Origin of the sequence: Mycolicibacterium austroafricanum, assembly GCF_902705885.1 — a bacterium.
Lineage (GTDB): Bacteria > Actinomycetota > Actinomycetes > Mycobacteriales > Mycobacteriaceae > Mycobacterium > Mycobacterium vanbaalenii_A.
Genome location: NZ_CACSIP010000056.1, coordinates 64267 through 82082, shown reverse-complemented (window position 1 = coordinate 82082; position 17816 = coordinate 64267). Strand labels below are relative to the sequence as shown.

Below are 17816 nucleotides of genomic sequence, written 5' to 3'. Positions count from 1 at the left end.
ATCCGGGTCAACGTCGACAACTTCGTCCGGGCGGAGACCCACCGGATGTTCTCCGACAACCAGGCCGTGGCCGGGGGGAGGTCGATCCGGTCCGGCACCTGATCGGATGTGCTGCCGGGTGGGGTGGGCTGCCGACGTCGGAGGCGACGTACATCGGGGGCGACCCGCAGGTTCCGCCCGGTGACTATCAGATGGTGTTCACCGACGTGCCGGTCGACGCGTTCTGGTCGGTGTCGGTGTACAACGCACGCGGATTCTTCGAACCGAACGCCGCGAACCTCTACACCGTCAACAGCGTGACGGGTGTCCGGGACGCCGACGGCTCGGTCACTGTGTGTTTTGTCCCGTCGGCCGAGGGCGAAGTCCCGCCGAATGCCATCGTGACCCCGGACGGGTGGAATTATCTGATCCGGCTCTACCGGCCTCGTGCCGAGATACTCGACGGGCGTTGGACCCCGCCGGTGCCCACACCGGTCGCTGCGACCGGCGCTTAGGCGGCCATCCGGGAGGCGCTCGCCGCGTCGAAGCGGTCCAGCACCGTTTCGGCCACTTGGCGATGTGCGCCCAGCGGCGCAGACATCGGAATGCCTTCTGTTCGTGCGAACTTCGCCACCCGGTCGGTGATGCGACCGTGGGCAAGGAACCACGGCGCGATGACCAGCCGGGTGGCTCCCCGCGCACGCAGTTCCGCGGCGGCTTCCGCCGGCGTGGGCTGCGGGCCGGTTGCGAACGCCGTGGTGGCCGTCCAGAGGGTGGTGAGCGTGAGTTCACGCGCCACCACCGCGGTGCGTGCGTTGGCCTGTGGATGGGACGAGCCGACCGCGGTCACCAGCACCCCGACGCCGGGATCCAGTCGCGAGACCCCGGCGTGCTCGAGCCGCTGACGCAGCACATGGATCAACCGGTCGTCCTCACCGAGCACCTCGGCCCGGCGGGCGTCGGCGCCGGATTCGGCGATCATCGCCGGGATGTCGACCCGGGCGTGGTAGGCGTCGGCTAGGAGCAGCGGGACGACCACCGCGCGATTCGTCACCGTGGCGAGCACGTCGCGCAGATTCGGAGAGTTCTGCTCGCAGAACGCAACCCGGGTGTCCAGACCAGGCCGCAGCCGGCGTATGCAGTCGGCGACCGACCGCACCGTTGCCGCCGATCGCGGGTCGGCGCTGCCGTGCGCGGTCAGCACGAGCGTCACGACGCGTGCAGCCCGCATTCCGTCTTCGTCTGGCCGGCCCAGCGGCCGCTGCGCGGATCCGCGCCCTCGAGCGGCTTGGCCGTGCAAGGTGCGCAACCGATCGACGGGTAACCCTCGAAGACAAGAGGATTGACCAGGATGCCGTTGTTGTCGATGTAATCCTGCATGGCCTCATCGCTCCACGCCGCCAACGGGTTGATCTTCACCAGCCCGAAAGCCTTGTCCCAGCTGATCAATGGAGCGTTGGCGCGTGTCGGTGCTTCCACCCGACGGATTCCGGTCACCCATGCGGAGTAGTTCTTCAGCGCGTTGCCCAACGGTTCGACCTTGCGCATCCCGCAGCACGCGGCCGCGTCCCGGGCGAACAGGTCCTTGCCGTGCACCGAGTCCTGGTCGGCCACGGTGAGCTCAGGGCGCACGTTGACGACGTTGATGTCGTAGACCGCTTCGACCGCGTCGCGGGTGCCGATGGTCTCGACGAAGTGGTAGCCGGTGTCGAGGAACAGCACGTCCACCCCGGGGTGGACCTTGGCAGCCAGATCGACCAACACCGCATCCTGCATGTTGGAGGCCACGATGTAGTCGGCACCGAAGTTCTCGTCGGTCCAGCGCAGCAGGTCCTCGGCGCTGGCGTCCTCACCGAGTTCCGCCGCGCCACGCTCGGCCAGCGCCTGCAGATCCGTGTCCGCGATCAAATCCGTCACCTCAAGTCCGCCTCGTCTGCTCGTAGTGCCCACGTAGCGAAACGCTCACCATGCTCGCGTTGTTTCACGAAGTTGCGAACAACCCGCTCGATGTAGTCGCCGAGCTCGGTGGCCAGGACTTTGTGCTGACGCAGCTTGCGGCCGAAGCCGCTGTCCAAACCGAGGCTGCCGCCCAGATGGACCTGGAACCCTTCCTCGGGGCCGTTCCCCTCGTCGATCATCTGGCCCTTGAATCCGATGTCGGCGACCTGGATACGCGCGCACGAGTTCGGGCAGCCGTTGATGTTGATGGTCACCGGGACGTCGAGCTGGGAGTTGATGTCCTCGAGCCGCTGCTCCAGCTCTGGAACCAGAGTCTGGGACCGGCTGCGGGTCTCGGCGAAGCTCAGCTTGCAGAACTCGATACCCGTGCAGGCCATCAGGTTGCGCCGCCAATGCGACGGGGTGGAGGGCAGCCCCAGCGCGTCCAGTCCGGCGCGCAGCTCATCGAGCTTGTGGTCGGGCACGTCGAGCACGATCAGCTTCTGGTACGGCGTGAACCGGACCCGGTCGCTGCCGGCGGCCTCGGCCAGGTCGGCGACCTTCGTCAGGATCGTGCCGGACACGCGGCCCGCGATCGGGGCGACGCCGACGGCGTTGAGGCCGTTCTTGAGCTTCTGCACACCGACGTGGTCGATGGGCCGGGTCACCGGGTCGGGGGCCGGTCCGTCCAGCAGGGGCCGCTTCAGGTATTCCTGTTCGAGAACCTTCCTGAACTTCTCCACGCCCCAGTCCTTGATCAGGAACTTCAGTCGCGCCTTCGCGCGCAGCCTGCGGTAGCCGTAGTCACGGAACACACTGACCACGCCCTCCCAGACGTCGGGCACCTCGTCGAGCGGCACCCAGGCGCCCACCCGCTGGCCCAGCATCGGGTTGGTGGACAGCCCACCGCCGACCCACAGGTCGAAGCCGGGGCCGTGTTCGGGATGCTCGACGCCGATGAACGCCACGTCGTTGACCTCGTGCACGACATCCTGCAGACCGGAAATCGCGGTCTTGAACTTGCGCGGCAGGTTGGAGTACTCCGGCTTGCCGATGTAGCGCCTGACGATCTCGTCGACCGCAGGTGTGCCGTCGATCACCTCGTCGAGCGACTCGCCGGCCAGCGGAGAGCCCAGCACGACGCGCGGGCAGTCGCCGCAGGCCTCGGTGGTCTGCAGGCCCACCTCGTCGAGGCGGCGCCAGACCTCCGGCATGTTCTTGACGTCAATCCAGTGGTACTGGATGTTCTGCCGGTCGGAGATGTCTGCCGTGTCGCGGGCGAACTCGGTGGAGATACCGCCGAGGGTGCGAAGCGCAGCGGTGGTGAGGGCGCCGCCGTCGCTGCGGACCCGCAGCATGAAGTACTCGTCCTCGAGCATGTCGGTGTTCTCGTCGCCGGTCCAGGTGCCGTCGTAGCCGGGTTTGCGCTGGGTGTACAGCCCCCACCAGCGGAATCGGCCGCGCAGATCACCCTTGTCGATGCTCTCGAAGCCGTTCTTCGAGTAGATGTCCTCGATGCGGGCACGCACGTTGAGGGGGTTGTCGTCCTTCTTGGACTGTTCGTTGGGGTTGAGCGGCTCGCGGTAGCCGAGCGCCCACTGGCCTTCGCCGCGGGGACGCTTGGCGGGCTTGGCGGCCTTGGCAGGCGCCGGTGAACCGGTAGATGTGTTCGGTGCGGTGGTCATCGTGTCGTGCTCCTCGTCGGAGCCGGCGTGGGGATCGCGCGCTTGTCACCGGTGGCTGTCCGGCGGCGCAGATCCGGCGGCCAGCTGAAGTTCAGGTGGGCAGGTTCTACGAGGTCAAGGCAGACAGCAGGAAGAACAAACGCGCTTGAAGTCGACATGAAGGCGCGCCACCAGCGAGACCCTGCGGGAGAGGCTGTGGGCTGCAGTCACGCAACCAATTGTGCCACGGATGCCGCCACCGGCCCTAACTGGGCGAAATCAGCGCTCACGACCGGCCGCCGCATGCTCTGGGAGACTGGTCCGGTGACCGCGAGGACCCAGACGGCGACTCAGACGACGCTGCCGGTGCTGACCGCGCGTCCGTCGCGTCCTTTCGGGGTCTACGTGCATGTGCCGTTCTGTGCGACACGCTGCGGATACTGCGACTTCAACACCTACACCCCGGCCGAGCTCGGGGGTGGAACCCCGGAAGGCTGGCTGGCCGCGCTGCGCGACGAACTGCGGCTGGCCGCGGTCCACCTCGGCGACGTGCCACAGGTGCAGACCGTGTTCGTCGGCGGTGGCACGCCGTCGCTGCTGGGCGCAGCAGGGCTGACGGCCGTGCTGGACGCGGTCCGCGCACATCTCCCGCTCGCCCCCGGCGCCGAGGTCACCACCGAGGCCAACCCGGAGTCGACGTCGCCGGGGTTTTTCGCCGGGCTGCGCTCCGCCGGGTTCACCCGGGTGTCGCTGGGCATGCAGTCGACCGCGCGGCACGTCCTGGCCGCGCTGGACCGGGTGCATTCGCCGGGCCGGGCGCTCGACGCGGCGCGCGAAGCCACCGCGGCCGGCTTCGACCACGTCAACATCGATCTCATCTACGGCACGCCGGGGGAGACCGATGACGATCTGCTGCGGTCGGTCGACGCCGCACTGGCTGCCGGCGTCGACCACGTCTCGGCCTACGCGTTGATCGTCGAGGACGGCACCGCGCTGGCCCGGCGGGTGCGCCGGGGCGAGATGCCCGCTCCCGACGACGACGTGTTGGCCCGGCGCTACGAACTGCTCGACCGCCGGCTCGCCGACGCGGGCCTGGACTGGTACGAGGTGTCGAACTGGGCGCGGCCGGGAGGCGAGTGCCGGCACAACCTCGGCTACTGGCAGGGCGGCGAATGGTGGGGTGCCGGGCCCGGCGCCCACGGCTACATCGACTCCACCCGGTGGTGGAATGTCAAGCATCCCAACGCCTACGCCGAAGCTGTCGGCGGCGGCGCGCTCCCGGTCGCGGACTTCGAACGGCTCGACACCGACACCTCGCACGTTGAGGACGTGATGCTGCGGGTGCGGTTGCGGTCGGGGCTGCCGGCGGCGGTGTTGTCCGCGGCCGAAAACGATCATGCGGCGCGGGCGGTCGACGACGGGCTGCTGCGCACTGAAGGTGAGCGGCTGGTGCTCACCGATCGCGGCAGACTGCTGGCCGACGCGGTCGTGCGGGACCTGCTGGCGTGACGGCGCTACAGCAGCGCGGCCGCCAGCCGGCGCCACTGCTCACGCGGGAATTCCCGGGGGTCGGCGGTGAGCACCTGGATGCAGACGTGGTCTGCGCCCGCGTCACGGTGCTCGGCGATCCGAGCCGCGACCGCGTCCTCGTCACCCCAGGCGATCAGCGCGTCGAACAGGCGATCGCTGACCGAGGCCACGTCGTCTTCGCTGAAGCCTGACCGCAGCAGATTGTTGGCGTAGTTGGGCAGCGCCAGATACGAACGCAGCCACTCGGTTCCGACGGCCCGCGCCTGGTCTCTGTCGTCGGTGAGCATGACGGTCTGCTCCGGCAGCAGCATCGGGCCGTCACCGAGGATTCCGCGCGCGGTCTGAGTGTGGTCGGGGGTGCTCAGGTAGGGATGCGCGCCGCCGGCCCGAGATGCCGACAGCTCGAGCATCTTCGGGCCCAGGGCGGCGAGCACGCGGTTGGCCGTCGGGACTGGTTGCGGCGAACCGTCGATGCCGTCGAGGAACGCCTTCGTGGCGGCCAACGGCTTGCGGTACAGGCCCGGCTCCTTCGAATCGATCAGCGGGGCGTGGCTCACCCCGATGCCGAGCAGGAAACGCTCGCCGTGGGTGTCGGTCAGCGAGGCGTAACGCGCGGCCACCTCTGCCGGGTCGTGCATCCACAGGTTCAGGATGCCCGTGGCGATCACCGTCTTCTCGGTGGCCGACAGCAGGTTGTCGACCGAATCCAGGACCGGGCCGCCGACGTCGGGAATCCACAGCGCGGTGAAACCCAGTTCATCGAGTTCGGCGGCGGCTTCGGCCGCTTCAGCCGGATTTCCGTAGCGCAGTTGCGAACTCCACAGGCCGATCCCAGACAGCTTCATGCCTCCACTCTTACCGTGCCCCGGGCTCGGGGCGCTACGGTCCCTGAATGGCATTCGATCCCGGCGCCGTCGGCCGTGCGTTCTCCGAGCACCGGTTCCAGGACGCGTTGGGCTACCTCGCCACGGATGTGAAGTGGACGATCGTCGGCTACATGGTCCTCGAGGGTGCTGATGCCGTGCGGCGCACCTGTCAGGAGACCCTCGACAGTCTCGAGGGCACGTCGATGGAGTTCGACCGCTGTGTGACCGCCGCAGGTGCCGACGTCGTCGCCGTGGACACCGTCGTCCGGTATGTCCGCCCCGACGGGGTCACCGCGGTGGCGAGCTGCGCGATCTACGAGTTCGAGGGCGAGAAGATCCGCGCCATCACGTCTTACGCGGTCGAGATCGATCTCGGGGACCCGGGCGCGCAGCCGCCGCCCGGGTGAGAACCGGGCCACGTACCTCCCTGTCCGGACGGACGGTGTGCCAGGATGTCCGGCATGCCGAAGTCAGGCTTAGGAAAGGCTAACCACACACTCGCGCCGCGAGTCGCTCCGGCGACCCAACCGTGGAACTGACCGCTCGCGCGCCGATCGCCATCGTCGGTATCGGTTGCCGGTTGGCGGGCGCCATCACCACCCCCGGACAATTCTGGTCGTTCCTGCTCGCCGGGGGCAGCGCCGTGCGACGAGTGCCCGCCGAGCGGTGGGAGCCCTATCTGCATCGCGACCCGCGCAACGCGGCGGTGCTGCGCGATACGACGCCGTGGGGCACCTTCATCGACGACCTGCCGGGTTTCGACGCCGAATTCTTCGGGGTGTCGCCGCGCGAGGCCGAGTTGATGGACCCGCAGCAGCGGTTGGCGCTGGAGGTTTCCTGGGAGGCGCTCGAGCACGCCGGAATCTCGCCGCGGTCACTGGCCGGCAGCGACACCGCGGTGTTGATGGGGGTGAACTCCGACGACTACGGCAAGCTGATCATGGAGGATCTCGCCGGGATCGAGGCATGGACCGGGATCGGCACCTCGCTGTGTGGGGTGGCCAACCGGGTCTCGCACCTGCTGGACCTGCGCGGCCCGAGCGTCGCACTGGACGCCGCGTGCGCGGCGTCGCTGGTGGCCGTGCATCAGGGGTGTCAACTGCTGCGCGACGGCGAGACGTCGCTCGTGCTCGCCGGCGGCGTCAGCGCGCTCATCGGGCCGGGGTTGACCAGGGTGCTCGACATCGCGGGGGCGACCGCCCCCGACGGTCGGTGCAAGACGTTCGACGCGTCGGCCGACGGGTACGGGCGCGGTGAGGGCGCCGGCGTCGTCGTGCTCAAGCGACTCGACGACGCGCAGCGCGACGGTGACCGGGTGCTCGCGGTGGTCCGCGGCGGGGCGGTGGCCCAGGACGGCCGCACCGTCGGCATCATGTCGCCCAACGGCGAGGCGCAGCAGGATCTGTTCCGGCTGGCGTGCCGGGCCTCCGATGTCGCCCCGGCCAGCGTCGGCTACATCGAGGCGCACGGCACCGGCACGCCCACCGGCGATCCGGTGGAGGTCAATGCGCTGGCTGCCGTCTACGGAGCGGGCCGCGCCGCGGAGCCGTGTGCGATCGGGTCGGTGAAGCCGAACACCGGTCACCTCGAAGGTGGAGCAGGCGTCGTCGGGCTGATCAAGGCGACGCTTGCGCTGCACCACGAACTGCTGCCGCCCACCGCGGGGGTGAAAACGCTGACCACCGCGGTCGATTGGGCCGCCAGTGGCTTGCGGGTGCCCACCGCGGTCGAGCCGTGGCCGCGGGGCGCCGACCCGCGCCGCGCCGCGGTCTGCAGTTACGGCTACGGCGGCACGATCGCCCACGTGCTGATCGAGGAGGCCCCCGCCGCTGCCTGCCCGAAGGAGGCGCCGGGGCGGGCGGTCGTCATCCCGCTGTCGGCGCGCTCGGAGACGCGACTCGGCGCACAGGCATCGGCGCTGGCCGAGCATCTGCGGACAGCGGAGTTCGGCGTCGACGACGTCGCCGCGACGATGTGGACGCGCCGCTCCCACGAGCCGGTCCGGGGCGCAGTGGTGACCGACGGTCTCACCGAGGCCGCCGCCGCGTCCGCCGCCGTCGACGCGCTCGACGCGATGGCGCTGCAGGTCCGTGACCCGCGCGTCGTGACCGGTTCTGTGGTGCCCGGTGCGGAAAGCGGTGCGGTGTGGGTGTTCTCGGGCCACGGATCGCACTGGGCGGGTATGGGGCGCGAGTTGCTCGCGACCGAACCGGTGTTCGCCGAAACCATCGACGAGGTGGACGTGGTGTTCCGCCGCGAGCTCGGCTTCTCCGCCCGCGAGGCGCTGACCGCCGAGCAGCTGGGCGGCACCGACCAGGTGCAGGCGTTGACGTTCGCGATGCAGGTCGGCCTGGCCGCGGTGCTGCGGGACCGCGGGGTGACACCCGCGGCGGTGATCGGGCACTCCGTCGGCGAGGTCGCCGCCTGTGTGGTGGCCGGGGTGTTCGACCTCGTCCACGGCGCAGCAGTGGCCTGCTTCCGGGCGCGGGGATTCAGATCGGTGATGGGCGAGGGCGCGATGGCGCTGGTGCGGTTGCCGTTCGCCGAAGCCGAACACCGGCTGCGGGACCGCACCGATGTGGTGGCGGCGATCAGCGCGTCGCCCGAGTCCACGGTGGTGTCGGGCATGGTGGCGGCCGTCGACGAGGTGGTCGAGGCGTGGACCGATGAGGGCACCATGGTGCGCAGGGTCAACACCGACGTGGCATTCCACAGCCCCGCAATGGATTTGCTGACCGCCGAGCTCGCGCGACTTGTCGGTGGCCTGCCGGTGGCCGGCGCGGCCCGGGTGCCGCTCTACACCACCGCGCTGCCCGACCCGCGGTCGACGGCGCCGCGGGGTCCCGGCTACTGGGTGGTCAACCTCCGGGGCCGGGTGCGTTTCGCCGAGGCGGTGCAGGCAGCCGCCGAGGACGGACATCGACTGTTCCTGGAGGTGTCGGCACATCCGGTGGTGTCGCACTCGGTGGTCGAGACGCTGCTGCACTGCAACGCCACCGAGCACGCGGTGGTGCCGGTGCTGCGGCGCGACCAGCCCGAGCGCCGCGCGCTCGGCGCGGCGATCGGGGCGTTGTACTGCCACGGGGCGCCGGTGGCCCACGGGCTCACCACGGCGACCGCGTGGGCTGCGGACCTGCCGGGCACGCAGTGGCGGCATCGCCGGTTCTGGCGCACTCCGACGCCGCCGCCGGGCATTCGCGCCATCCACGATGTCGGGTCGCACACCCTGCTCGGCGGGGTGGTGGAGGTGGCGGGGGCGGTGCCGGCGCGGGTCTGGCAGACCCGGTTGGACATGGCGAACCGGCCCTATCCGGGGGACCATCCGGTCCAGGACACCGAGATCGTGCCGGCGGCGGTGCTGCTCAACACATTCCTGACCGCAGCCGGTGGCGATCTGACCGACGTGCGGTTGCGAACACCGGTGGCGCCCGCCCGGGAGCGCGACATCCAGGTGGTCCTGCAGGGCCGCTCGTTGCGTCTGTCGTCACGTCTGACGGCGGACGACGCGGGCGACGCGGACAGCTCCTGGCTCACCCACAGCAGTGCCATGCTGGCGCCCGACGAACTGACCGTCGGCAGCCTCGACATCGGCGCGGGGTGTGTGGAGCAGCTACCGGCCGGCCATGTGGTGGACACCCTCGCCGGCGTCGGGGTGGCCGCCATGGGATTCGGCTGGGAAGTGCTCGAGCTGAGGAGAGGCGACGGGGAACTCTCCGCCCTGGTGTCGGCCGAGGCGGACGGATCGAAGCCGACCACCTGGGCAGGTCTGCTGGACGCCGCGACGTCGGCGGCGTCGACAGTGTTCGACGGCCCGCCACGGCTGCGGATGCCCGCGCGGATCGCGCGGGTGCACGTCCACGGGCAGCCGCCGACGGTGGCACAGCTGCACGTGCGTCACCGGGAGGGCACCACCACCGACGTCTCGATCGCCGACGAGACCGGCGCGGTGCTCGCCGTCATCACCGCGATGACGTTCGAAGAGCTCGAGAACTCCGGGGGTGGCGATCCGTCGCGGATGCTGCACCAGCTGTCGTGGCACCCGACGCCGTACCGGCGCGAGGACCGCCCATCCGAGGTCGTCCTCGTCGGCGGGGACGACGACGAACTCGGCCGGCTGCAGCACGATCTGGGCGCCGCGGACATCCCGAGCCGAGGGTGCGCCGCGCCCGATCAACTGCCCGGTGATCACCCGGCGGGGACGGTCGTGTTGGTGCTGCCACCCGCGGACGGAACTCCCGAGGCAGCGGCGGAGACGGTGCTGCGGACACTGAAGCATCTGCACCACAACGGTTCTGCGGCACGTGTCTGGGTGCTGACCCGACGCGTGCACGAGGGTGACAACCTGGTCCACGCTCCGTTGTGGGGCATGGCCAGGGTTGCCGCTGCCGAGCATCCGCAGCTGTGGGGTGGCGTGCTCGACATCTCCGATGGCGGATTGCCAGTCGGCGTGCTGGCGTCGCTGCACGGTCACGGCGTCGTGGTGGTGCGTGACGGCGTCGCCCTGACGGCGCGGCTCGCCCATGCACACCTGGGCGCCGACACCGCGATGACGTGCAGTCCCGCCGGGACGTATCTGATCACCGGTGGCACCGGGGCGCTGGGCCTGCGCATCGCACATCGCCTCGCCGACCTCGGCGCTCGTCGCCTCGTGCTGCTGTCCCGGTCGGGCATGCCCCACCGCGAACAGTGGGCCGGCAGTCAATCCGAACTGGTTCGCGGGGTTTCGGCGCTCGAAGAACGCGGCGTCTCGGTGCACGTCGAGGCGATCGACATCGCGTCCGGCGGCGCGGTGGAGCGGCTGCGTGCGGTGCTGCGGGAGCTGCCGACGGTCCGCGGTGTCGTGCACGCCGCGGGGGTGGAAGCCGGTGCCCTGCTGACCAATACGACACCCGAGGACCTGCAGGCCGCGATGCGGCCCAAGGTCGCCGGCACCCTGGCCCTGCACGAGTTGTTCCCGCCCGGTCGTCTCGACTGGATGGTGCTGTACTCGTCCTGCGGGTATCTGGCGGGTTTCCCGGGGCAGGGCGCCTATGCGTGCGCCAACGCCTTCCTCGACGCGACGGCGCGGCACCGACACCGTCGTGGAGACCGGACGGTCGCCGTCGCGTGGACCGCCTGGCGTGGTCTGGGGATGGGCTCCACCTCGGGATTCGTGGCGGCCCAGCTGGAAGCGCTGGGCATGGGCACGATCGGTGCCGACGACGCGATGCGGGCCCTGGATTCTGCGATGCGTACCGGAGAACCCAACGTCGCTGTGCTGCCGGTGCTCCCGGGCGCGGCCGCGGTGCCGATCCTGGCCGATGTCGCGCCGACCGGGCAGGCGGACGCGGACGCCGGCGACGCGGTGGTCGGACCGGGTGACGCCGACGTCGACGAGTGGGTCGCGCAGCAGGTCGTCGAGGCGGTGGCCCATGAACTGGGCCTGCCCGCAGGCGATGTCGACGCGCGCGTCCCGCTGGTCGAGACCGGCGTCGACTCCATCATGACCGTCGCACTGCGCCGCTCCCTCGAGAAGCGCACCGGTCTGGCGCTGCCACCGACCCTGTTGTGGGAGCACCCCACGGCAGCTGCCGTGACCGCGCGCATCGTCGAACTGCTGACCCCGCAGGATGACTCGCCAGTCGACCGACGAGAGGTCGAGGTCTCCTGAGCTAGGGAGCGTCCTCGTCGTTGCTTCCCGCCGACCTCCTCGGGTATGAAGTAGCGATCGGGGTGGTAGTAGGTTGTTGACGCGGGTTTGGCCGGTGTTCAGGGCTCCGGGCATGGAGCGGCCCTCGTTCAAAAATGTCGATGACCACTGACGATGTGGACCCAGCACGGCAAGACGCGCAATGTAACAGCGCGTTGCTATTAGACGATGAAATCATCAGGAGTAATGTCCCGTGCGGAAGGAGAGTTGCGCGGCTTATGATCCGTAGACGGAGTGTGTTTCCAGGAGCTGTCGCGGCTGCATTTGCTGCCTTGACCGCTCTAACGCAGGGGCCAGGTCTGCAGATTTCGTTGGCGACTCCATTAACGGAATGTCCCGCTGAGTGGCACACGGCTACGCAAGGTTGCTGGAGATATACCGCGTACGCGGACTCAAAATCTTCGAACGTGCCATATTATTTTTCCCGCATCTCGTTTCTGCCGCAAGACCCCATTGGTCCGTATGCACCACAGGATTCCGATGCACCGCCGACGCCGGGATGGCAACCTGGGCCGATGACCGAGCCGCCAGACTGGCGAGACACCATTTCACCGCCACCCTGGGTGCCGCCCCCTCCACCGGCTCCACCATGGCTGCCGGACGCACATATAGTTTGGGACAGCGGACAAGGTAGCTGGGGAACCTGGGACGGATCCACGTGGGTACCCCTGCCGTAGCGTAGGTCAAAGCTCGACGAGCGAACTTGCAAGTTGACCCTTGTAGCGACCCCGTAGTCCTGACCTATCCACCCGCCGTTTCTAATAGGCCGACTGCCTTCACTTACCTGAAGATCGGACGAAAAAGCTGTTATCGAGTGCATGTGTCGGCGCCCATCCAATTCAAAGGGTTGAAGAATGAGCCAGTCGAAATTTTTGAAATTTTGTCGATGCTGGTCGATGTTGCACGCAATAACTCATCTAAATTAGTTCGAAGCCAGCGATCCGACAATGATGTCGGAGAATCAATCCATGGATCGGAATCCGCATGCACTATCTTAGCGCCTTCGTTGTCGCAAATAGTTACGCAAGCGGCATAAACGGAGTCGCGGGCGCTTTGTAAATCAACTCTAGTGCTGTAATTCCGGGCTCTTTCTTCATCGGAGGTGGACTCGTCTGACTCTTTGACAGTTCCATCTTCGTTCTTATCGAGAGCATAGTACGATGCCAACTCTTTGCGGAGCGCAAACAATGCTTGGGTGCAATTACCCTGATTCTGGACCTGTCGGGACCGCTCCTCGACCGCAAATGGAACATACGTCGCGACACACAATGCAACACTCGCAACGATGAAGGTCAACCACTCAGGACTAGTTACATTCCCAGCAGAGTTTTTAACCCGATTCCAGACTCGGACTGACCGTCTCTCTGTCACGCTGCCCTAACCTCCTGAGCACATGTCATCTGCGGGATAGATGAAGAAATTTGCCGTACTCGCATAGTATCCAGGCACTGTGGTTTCGGCCGTTATCCACGTAGATTCTGAGTTGGTTTCACAAATCTGCTGCAGCCATCCGTCTTCGACGGTGAATGGAATGTGTATCTCCGCAGATTCATTGACAGCTAATCGCTCTAGGTTGACCCCGGCCTCGGACCAAAGTTCAGCATGTTCGATAGCTCTTCGTGTACGATTCGAACCTGTTAGATAGGCTTCGGAGTCGCTGCCTCGAAGGAAGGGGAACGTACTGGGAACCCAAAGGCGAACGGTTACACCGTCGTGTGGCACCTCGCCGACGTTCCGGTATCTGTATCTGATCCAGAACCCGTGTGTGCTCCCAATTCTAATTGAATTGTTCCATGGACCATCTGGGTCGTTGTAGGCACTTGATATTCGGGCATCGAAGCTACTCTTCTTGGTCGAAAAGCTCACCGTAATAGACCCTGAGCAGCCGGCGGGAACATGACCATCCGCTTCGGTGCAGCCGACAAGCACGCCCTGAGAATCGGTAAGTGAATCAATCGACAAATCGGCGATTTTCCTACCCTCGCTGTCATTAAGTATGGCGGAAGCGACCTCAATGTACGGGAACTTAGAACCTATTCTTGGCTCAGCAACTGCGGAACTAAACGTGCTAGGAACAACGGCATTGTCTGATGTAATTACTGCTTCGAAAGCTACTGGATTAGCTACCACATTGGGAACCTTTAGCCGGACCCGTGTATTACGGCTATCAGTTTCATAATCCTGAAAGGACGCGTCGTTCTTGAAGAATATATATGCCTCGTACTTCTTGCTCGGTTCAAGCACGATGGTCCGAGAGTAGGCTTCGCCGGTGCCTGCTTCTCGTAAGAGTAAGAACCGGCGTTCATCTCCGCATATAACTTCTGGGTTATCGCTGTTGGCATTGAAGTAGGGAGCGGAAACGTTATCGGAGGAGATGTAATCTGGGATATCTCGGGGATTCCAAGTTGGTCGCAGAGAAGAAAGGTCGACCCCCAGGCTGTCTACTGCTGATCCGCACTTACCCGGGTCTTGGTCCTCAAAGGATGCGACGAAATATCCCGCAAGAGCAATGTTTAAAGCGAGGACTACAATTAGCGCAGTCGATTGACCTTTCCGTTTCATTTAGCTGACACTCACTGCAGAGCGGTCCAGTAGCTGTAACTTTGTTCTGCCATTGATACGAGTACGATCTGTCTTGCGTGGCCAGGCCGTCTCACGTTCCCCCCAAAAATGGTTCCCTTGCCGGCCGCATACGTGTACATGAGCCGGAAGCTTTTCGCTTCGCTCCAATGACATCCAACTAGGCGTGGCAGTCCACGAGCGAAGACAGCAAAGTTGCTAAGCGACATGTTGGGCCCCCTTTTGGTGCAGCTTAACAAACGCAAGCTCCGTCTGGTAAACCGTCCCGGTCTGCATTCCGCCCTTGGTTATGACACATCGGCGAATGAGGTGCCGATGACACGGTCGCGGCCTCGGAATCGTCTGGCGATTTCCTGAAACAGAAAGCCGGGGCCTCTCGGGGACGCGCTTCCCTTCGGCGCGGAGAGGCGCTGCTCGATTATTGGGGGTTTCTCCGCAGGATGAGAGGGTTCTCGGTTCGGTTTCGGTCGTCGGCCGGCCAGGTATTTGGTGTCGACGGCGTGCAAGGACCAGGTTGCGGAGGAACGAGCCGTTGCGGTCTCGTGGCACACCCACGGGTACGGGGCCGTGGTCCGTCTGTACAGTCTTCGCTGAGCCGCCGTTTCGGGCGTTGGGCAGCTCCCGGCCGATCGGCTCGCCCTTCTCATAGCCGAGATGATCGCCAGCTCGGCAGCCAATCCACATTCCAGGGCTAGTTTGAAATCACTTCAGTGCTTGGACCGCGCGTCGGCATTTAGCCCAACGCCAGTTCGCGGCGGCCGTACAGCAGACTGAAGGTGAAACTGTTCTCGCCGTCTGTGGCCCCGCGAGGGACACCGATTCACCGCAACCAGGACATGGCGACCACGGTGTCCTGGTGGTCGCCGAGAAACACTCTGAATGTGCTTGAAATGCTGCCGTTCTTGCTTGACAGCCTTGGGATCGATCGGAGCACCACCTCGGCGGTGTAACGGGCTCGCCTTGGGTGGCTTGAGCGCCCCGTGTAGCAGCTCTGCGTCATCGGCCTCCAGTGCGGTGATCAGGCGGCGCTGAGTTCGCTCTGCCTTCTGCGCGAGCCTGCGTACCGCCGTCGCCTCGATCCAGCCGTGGAACGGGGCGTGGCGACGCCAACCCTGCAGCTGAGACATGAGCTCCGCGTGCAGCGGTGAGCTCATCGGCTCGTTGACCGCTTAGCGGGCCGGCAGTTTCACGGACTCGAGCTCGTTGCGGAGTCGCGCGCGGACCGGACCAACAATCAGCTCTGCGGTAACTCGTCGAGGGCCGCCCCGAGCCGCTTCTGCCGGTGCAACGTGAACCGGATGCCGATAACGTGGTGGTCGGGCCCGGTGACACCGATGTCGTCGAGGCGGTGGCCCATGAACTGGGCCTGCCCGCAGGCGATGTCGACGCGCGCGTCCCGCTGGTCGAGACCGGCGTCGACTCCATCATGACCGTCGCACTGCGCCGCTCCCTCGAGAAGCGCACCGGTCTGGCGCTGCCACCGACCCTGTTGTGGGAGCACCCCACGGCAGCTGCCGTGACCGCGCGCATCGTCGAACTGCTGACCCCGCAGGATGTTTCGCAGATGTCCTGACCGCGCCGACGGTCAGGTCCAGCTTTGGTACTCCAGGCAGACGCAGGGATGCTCGCCGTAGGACATGTCATGGCATGCACCGTGGCCCCGGCCGGCTTCTTCCCGGGCTCTGGCGTGGTCGGTGCCGGCTTCGAGGTGCACGTTCAGGTCGTGGTGTTCCTTGGCATGGCCGCACACCTTGCAGTAAACCGTGGTCGCCTCGGTCATCGGTGGGCTCCTTTCGCCGCTACCGCTCCACTGTGCGCTGCGGCCCGTGCGGGCAATAGGGACCTTCGCCCTTCGGCCAGCGGATTACGTCATCGTGATCTGCGCGACGACTTTCTTCTTGTCGACCTTGCCGACGGCGGTGGTGGGCAGCGACGTCATCGGCACGAGCACGTCCGGCCGGGCGTGGGTCGACGCGCCGCGCTCGTCAAGAAATCCGTTCAGCTCCGCCAGCGTGACCGACCGGCCGTGGAAAACAACTGCGGCACAGATTTTCTCACCAAGGTAGTCATCGGGAAGGGCGACCGCGGCCGCCGAGTAGATCGCCGGGTGGGTGTGCAGATGATCCTCGAGGTCCGTCGCGGACACGGTCTCGCCGCCGCGGTGGATGACGTCCTTGATCCGGCCGGTCACCTCGACGTAGCCGGCCCTCGGGCCGTCGGCGAAGATGCGCACCCGGTCGCCGGTGCGGTAGAAGCCGTCGGGCGAGAACGAGCGGGCGTTGGCGTCGTCGGCACGGTAGTAGCCGTTGAGCGTGTACGGCCCGCGGACCAGCAGTTCGCCCTCCTCGCCGGCGGGTACCTCGTTGCCGTTCTCGTCGGCAACGCGCATCTCGTCGTGCGGCGACATCGGCCGCCCCTGGGTGTGCACGACCACGTCGACCGGATCACCGGGCCGGGTGAAATTCAGCATCCCCTCGGCCATGCCGAAGATCTGCGACATGCCCGGGGTCAGGTTGTCCAGGATGAAGCGGGCTTCCTCGGGGCTCATCCGGGAGCCGCCCACCTGGACGAAGCGCAGCGACGTCGGCAGCACCGGCTCCCACCCGCACGCCTGCGCCCACAGCTTGGCCAGCGCGTTCACCAGGCCTGTCACGGTGATGCGGTGTCGGTCGATCAACGCGAACGCCGATTCGGGGCTCGGATCGGCGGTGAACACCGTGGTGGCCCCGACCGTCATCGAGCCGAGCAGGCCGGGGCACGCCAGCGGGAAGTTGTGTCCGGCAGGCAACGCCACCAGATAGGTGTCGTCGCCGGTCATCTCGCACGCCTGTGCACACGCGACCGCGTTGTAGACGTAGTCGTCATGGGTGCGTGCGATGAGCTTGGGCAGCCCCGTGGTGCCCCCCGACACCAGTAGCAGCGCGGGCAGGGCCGGGTCGACCGGACGACGTGGCACCGGCGGGCCGTCGAAGTCGACGAGGCCCGACCACGACACGAACGGGCCAGGATCACCGTCGACGATGACGTGCCGGAGCGCGGGGTGGTCGGCCGTCAGAGCGACGGCCATCTCGCGGTAGTCGAAACCGGCCGCCCGGTCGGCGACGATCAGCCCCACGGCGCCGCTCACCTCGGCGAAGTGGCCCAACTCGGCGGTTCGGTGACCCGGCAGGCACATCACGGGGACCGCTCCGGCGCGCAGCAGCCCGAACAGCGCGACGGCGAACTGGCAGGAGTTGGGCAGCTGCAGCAGCACCCGCTCGCCCTCGGCGATACCCTGGTCGACCAGAGCGGCGGCGACCCGGTCGGCCACGGTGTCGAGTTCGGCGAATGTGTAGGCCGTCGTGGCGTCGATGATCGCCGTCCGCTGTGGCCACGCCGCAGCCGCATCGGTGAGCAGGCAGTCCAGCGGACGCCCCGTCCAGTAGCCCGCGCTTCGGTATTCCTCGGCTCGATCTGAGGGGAACGGGACGAACCCGCGGGCCAAGTCGGTATGGCCTGGTCCGTCACCGGGTCCGAGGTGTTGGTGATCGCCCTGTTCAGGCAGGAATCCGGTGCTCATCAGTCAAAATC

General features: G+C 66.9%; 11 protein-coding genes and 3 pseudogenes. 5 read left to right on the top strand and 9 right to left on the bottom strand.

Going from position 1 to position 17816, the window contains the following annotated elements:
- Positions 1-71: 71 nt before the first annotated feature.
- A pseudogene (locus BEMPMBAN_RS28570) lies at positions 72-494 on the top strand (DUF1214 domain-containing protein); the annotation flags it as partial.
- Here BEMPMBAN_RS28570 and BEMPMBAN_RS28565 read toward each other — a convergent pair.
- The 4 genes from BEMPMBAN_RS28565 to BEMPMBAN_RS33235 all read right to left on the bottom strand — a co-directional run bounded on the left by BEMPMBAN_RS28565 (position 491) and on the right by BEMPMBAN_RS33235 (position 3812).
- The gene (locus BEMPMBAN_RS28565; protein ID WP_200846150.1) at positions 491-1210 is read right to left on the bottom strand and encodes a sirohydrochlorin chelatase; all 720 of its coding nucleotides are present in this window, start codon (positions 1208-1210) and stop codon (positions 491-493) included. The pseudogene BEMPMBAN_RS28570 and the gene BEMPMBAN_RS28565 overlap by 4 nt on opposite strands.
- Positions 1189-1896, bottom strand: coding sequence for a phosphoadenylyl-sulfate reductase (locus BEMPMBAN_RS28560; protein WP_159234854.1), 708 nt, complete (start codon positions 1894-1896; stop codon positions 1189-1191). Before BEMPMBAN_RS28560 ends, BEMPMBAN_RS28565 begins: the two co-directional genes overlap by 22 nt.
- The gene (locus BEMPMBAN_RS28555; protein ID WP_159234853.1) at positions 1893-3602 is read right to left on the bottom strand and encodes a nitrite/sulfite reductase; all 1710 of its coding nucleotides are present in this window, start codon (positions 3600-3602) and stop codon (positions 1893-1895) included. The genes BEMPMBAN_RS28560 and BEMPMBAN_RS28555 overlap by 4 nt, the downstream gene beginning before the upstream one ends.
- Before the next feature lie 114 nt (positions 3603-3716).
- A complete protein-coding gene (locus BEMPMBAN_RS33235; RefSeq protein WP_425295019.1) occupies positions 3717-3812 on the bottom strand; it encodes an Ms4527A family Cys-rich leader peptide in 96 nt (31 codons plus the stop codon).
- Between the two features lie 72 nt (positions 3813-3884).
- On the opposite strand from BEMPMBAN_RS33235, the gene hemW reads away from it, so the two are divergent.
- On the top strand, positions 3885-5090 hold the full coding sequence (hemW, locus tag BEMPMBAN_RS28550) for a radical SAM family heme chaperone HemW (RefSeq protein WP_159234852.1): 1206 nt from the start codon (positions 3885-3887) through the stop codon (positions 5088-5090).
- A 5-nt stretch (positions 5091-5095) separates the two neighbouring features.
- On the opposite strand, the gene BEMPMBAN_RS28545 is transcribed toward hemW, so the two are convergent.
- On the bottom strand, positions 5096-5956 hold the full coding sequence (locus tag BEMPMBAN_RS28545) for an LLM class F420-dependent oxidoreductase (RefSeq protein ID WP_159234851.1): 861 nt from the start codon (positions 5954-5956) through the stop codon (positions 5096-5098).
- Between the two features lie 47 nt (positions 5957-6003).
- On the opposite strand from BEMPMBAN_RS28545, the gene BEMPMBAN_RS28540 reads away from it, so the two are divergent.
- Both BEMPMBAN_RS28540 and BEMPMBAN_RS28535 read left to right on the top strand, forming a co-directional pair.
- Positions 6004-6384, top strand: a complete 381-nt coding sequence (locus BEMPMBAN_RS28540) for a nuclear transport factor 2 family protein (protein WP_159234850.1) — start codon at positions 6004-6006, stop codon at positions 6382-6384.
- Between the two features lie 122 nt (positions 6385-6506).
- Positions 6507-11627, top strand: a complete 5121-nt coding sequence (locus tag BEMPMBAN_RS28535) for a type I polyketide synthase (protein WP_159234849.1) — start codon at positions 6507-6509, stop codon at positions 11625-11627.
- Between the two features lie 1416 nt (positions 11628-13043).
- Here BEMPMBAN_RS28535 and BEMPMBAN_RS28530 read toward each other — a convergent pair.
- Together BEMPMBAN_RS28530 and BEMPMBAN_RS28525 are read right to left on the bottom strand one after the other, a co-directional pair.
- A complete protein-coding gene (locus BEMPMBAN_RS28530) occupies positions 13044-14228 on the bottom strand; it encodes a hypothetical protein (RefSeq protein ID WP_159234848.1) in 1185 nt (394 codons plus the stop codon).
- A 525-nt stretch (positions 14229-14753) separates the two neighbouring features.
- Positions 14754-14944 (bottom strand): annotated as a pseudogene (locus tag BEMPMBAN_RS28525) (transposase); the annotation flags it as partial.
- Positions 14945-15540: 596 nt separating this feature from the next.
- Here BEMPMBAN_RS28525 and BEMPMBAN_RS28520 point away from each other — a divergent pair.
- Positions 15541-15819: pseudogene (locus BEMPMBAN_RS28520) on the top strand (acyl carrier protein); the annotation flags it as partial.
- 12 nt (positions 15820-15831) lie between these two features.
- Here BEMPMBAN_RS28520 and BEMPMBAN_RS28515 read toward each other — a convergent pair.
- Both BEMPMBAN_RS28515 and BEMPMBAN_RS28510 read right to left on the bottom strand, forming a co-directional pair.
- On the bottom strand, positions 15832-16026 hold the full coding sequence (locus BEMPMBAN_RS28515; protein WP_159234847.1) for a hypothetical protein: 195 nt from the start codon (positions 16024-16026) through the stop codon (positions 15832-15834).
- Between the two features lie 84 nt (positions 16027-16110).
- Entirely contained in the window at positions 16111-17805 is a 1695-nt protein-coding gene (locus BEMPMBAN_RS28510; protein WP_159234846.1) for a (2,3-dihydroxybenzoyl)adenylate synthase, read from the bottom strand.
- Positions 17806-17816: the final 11 nt, after the last annotated feature.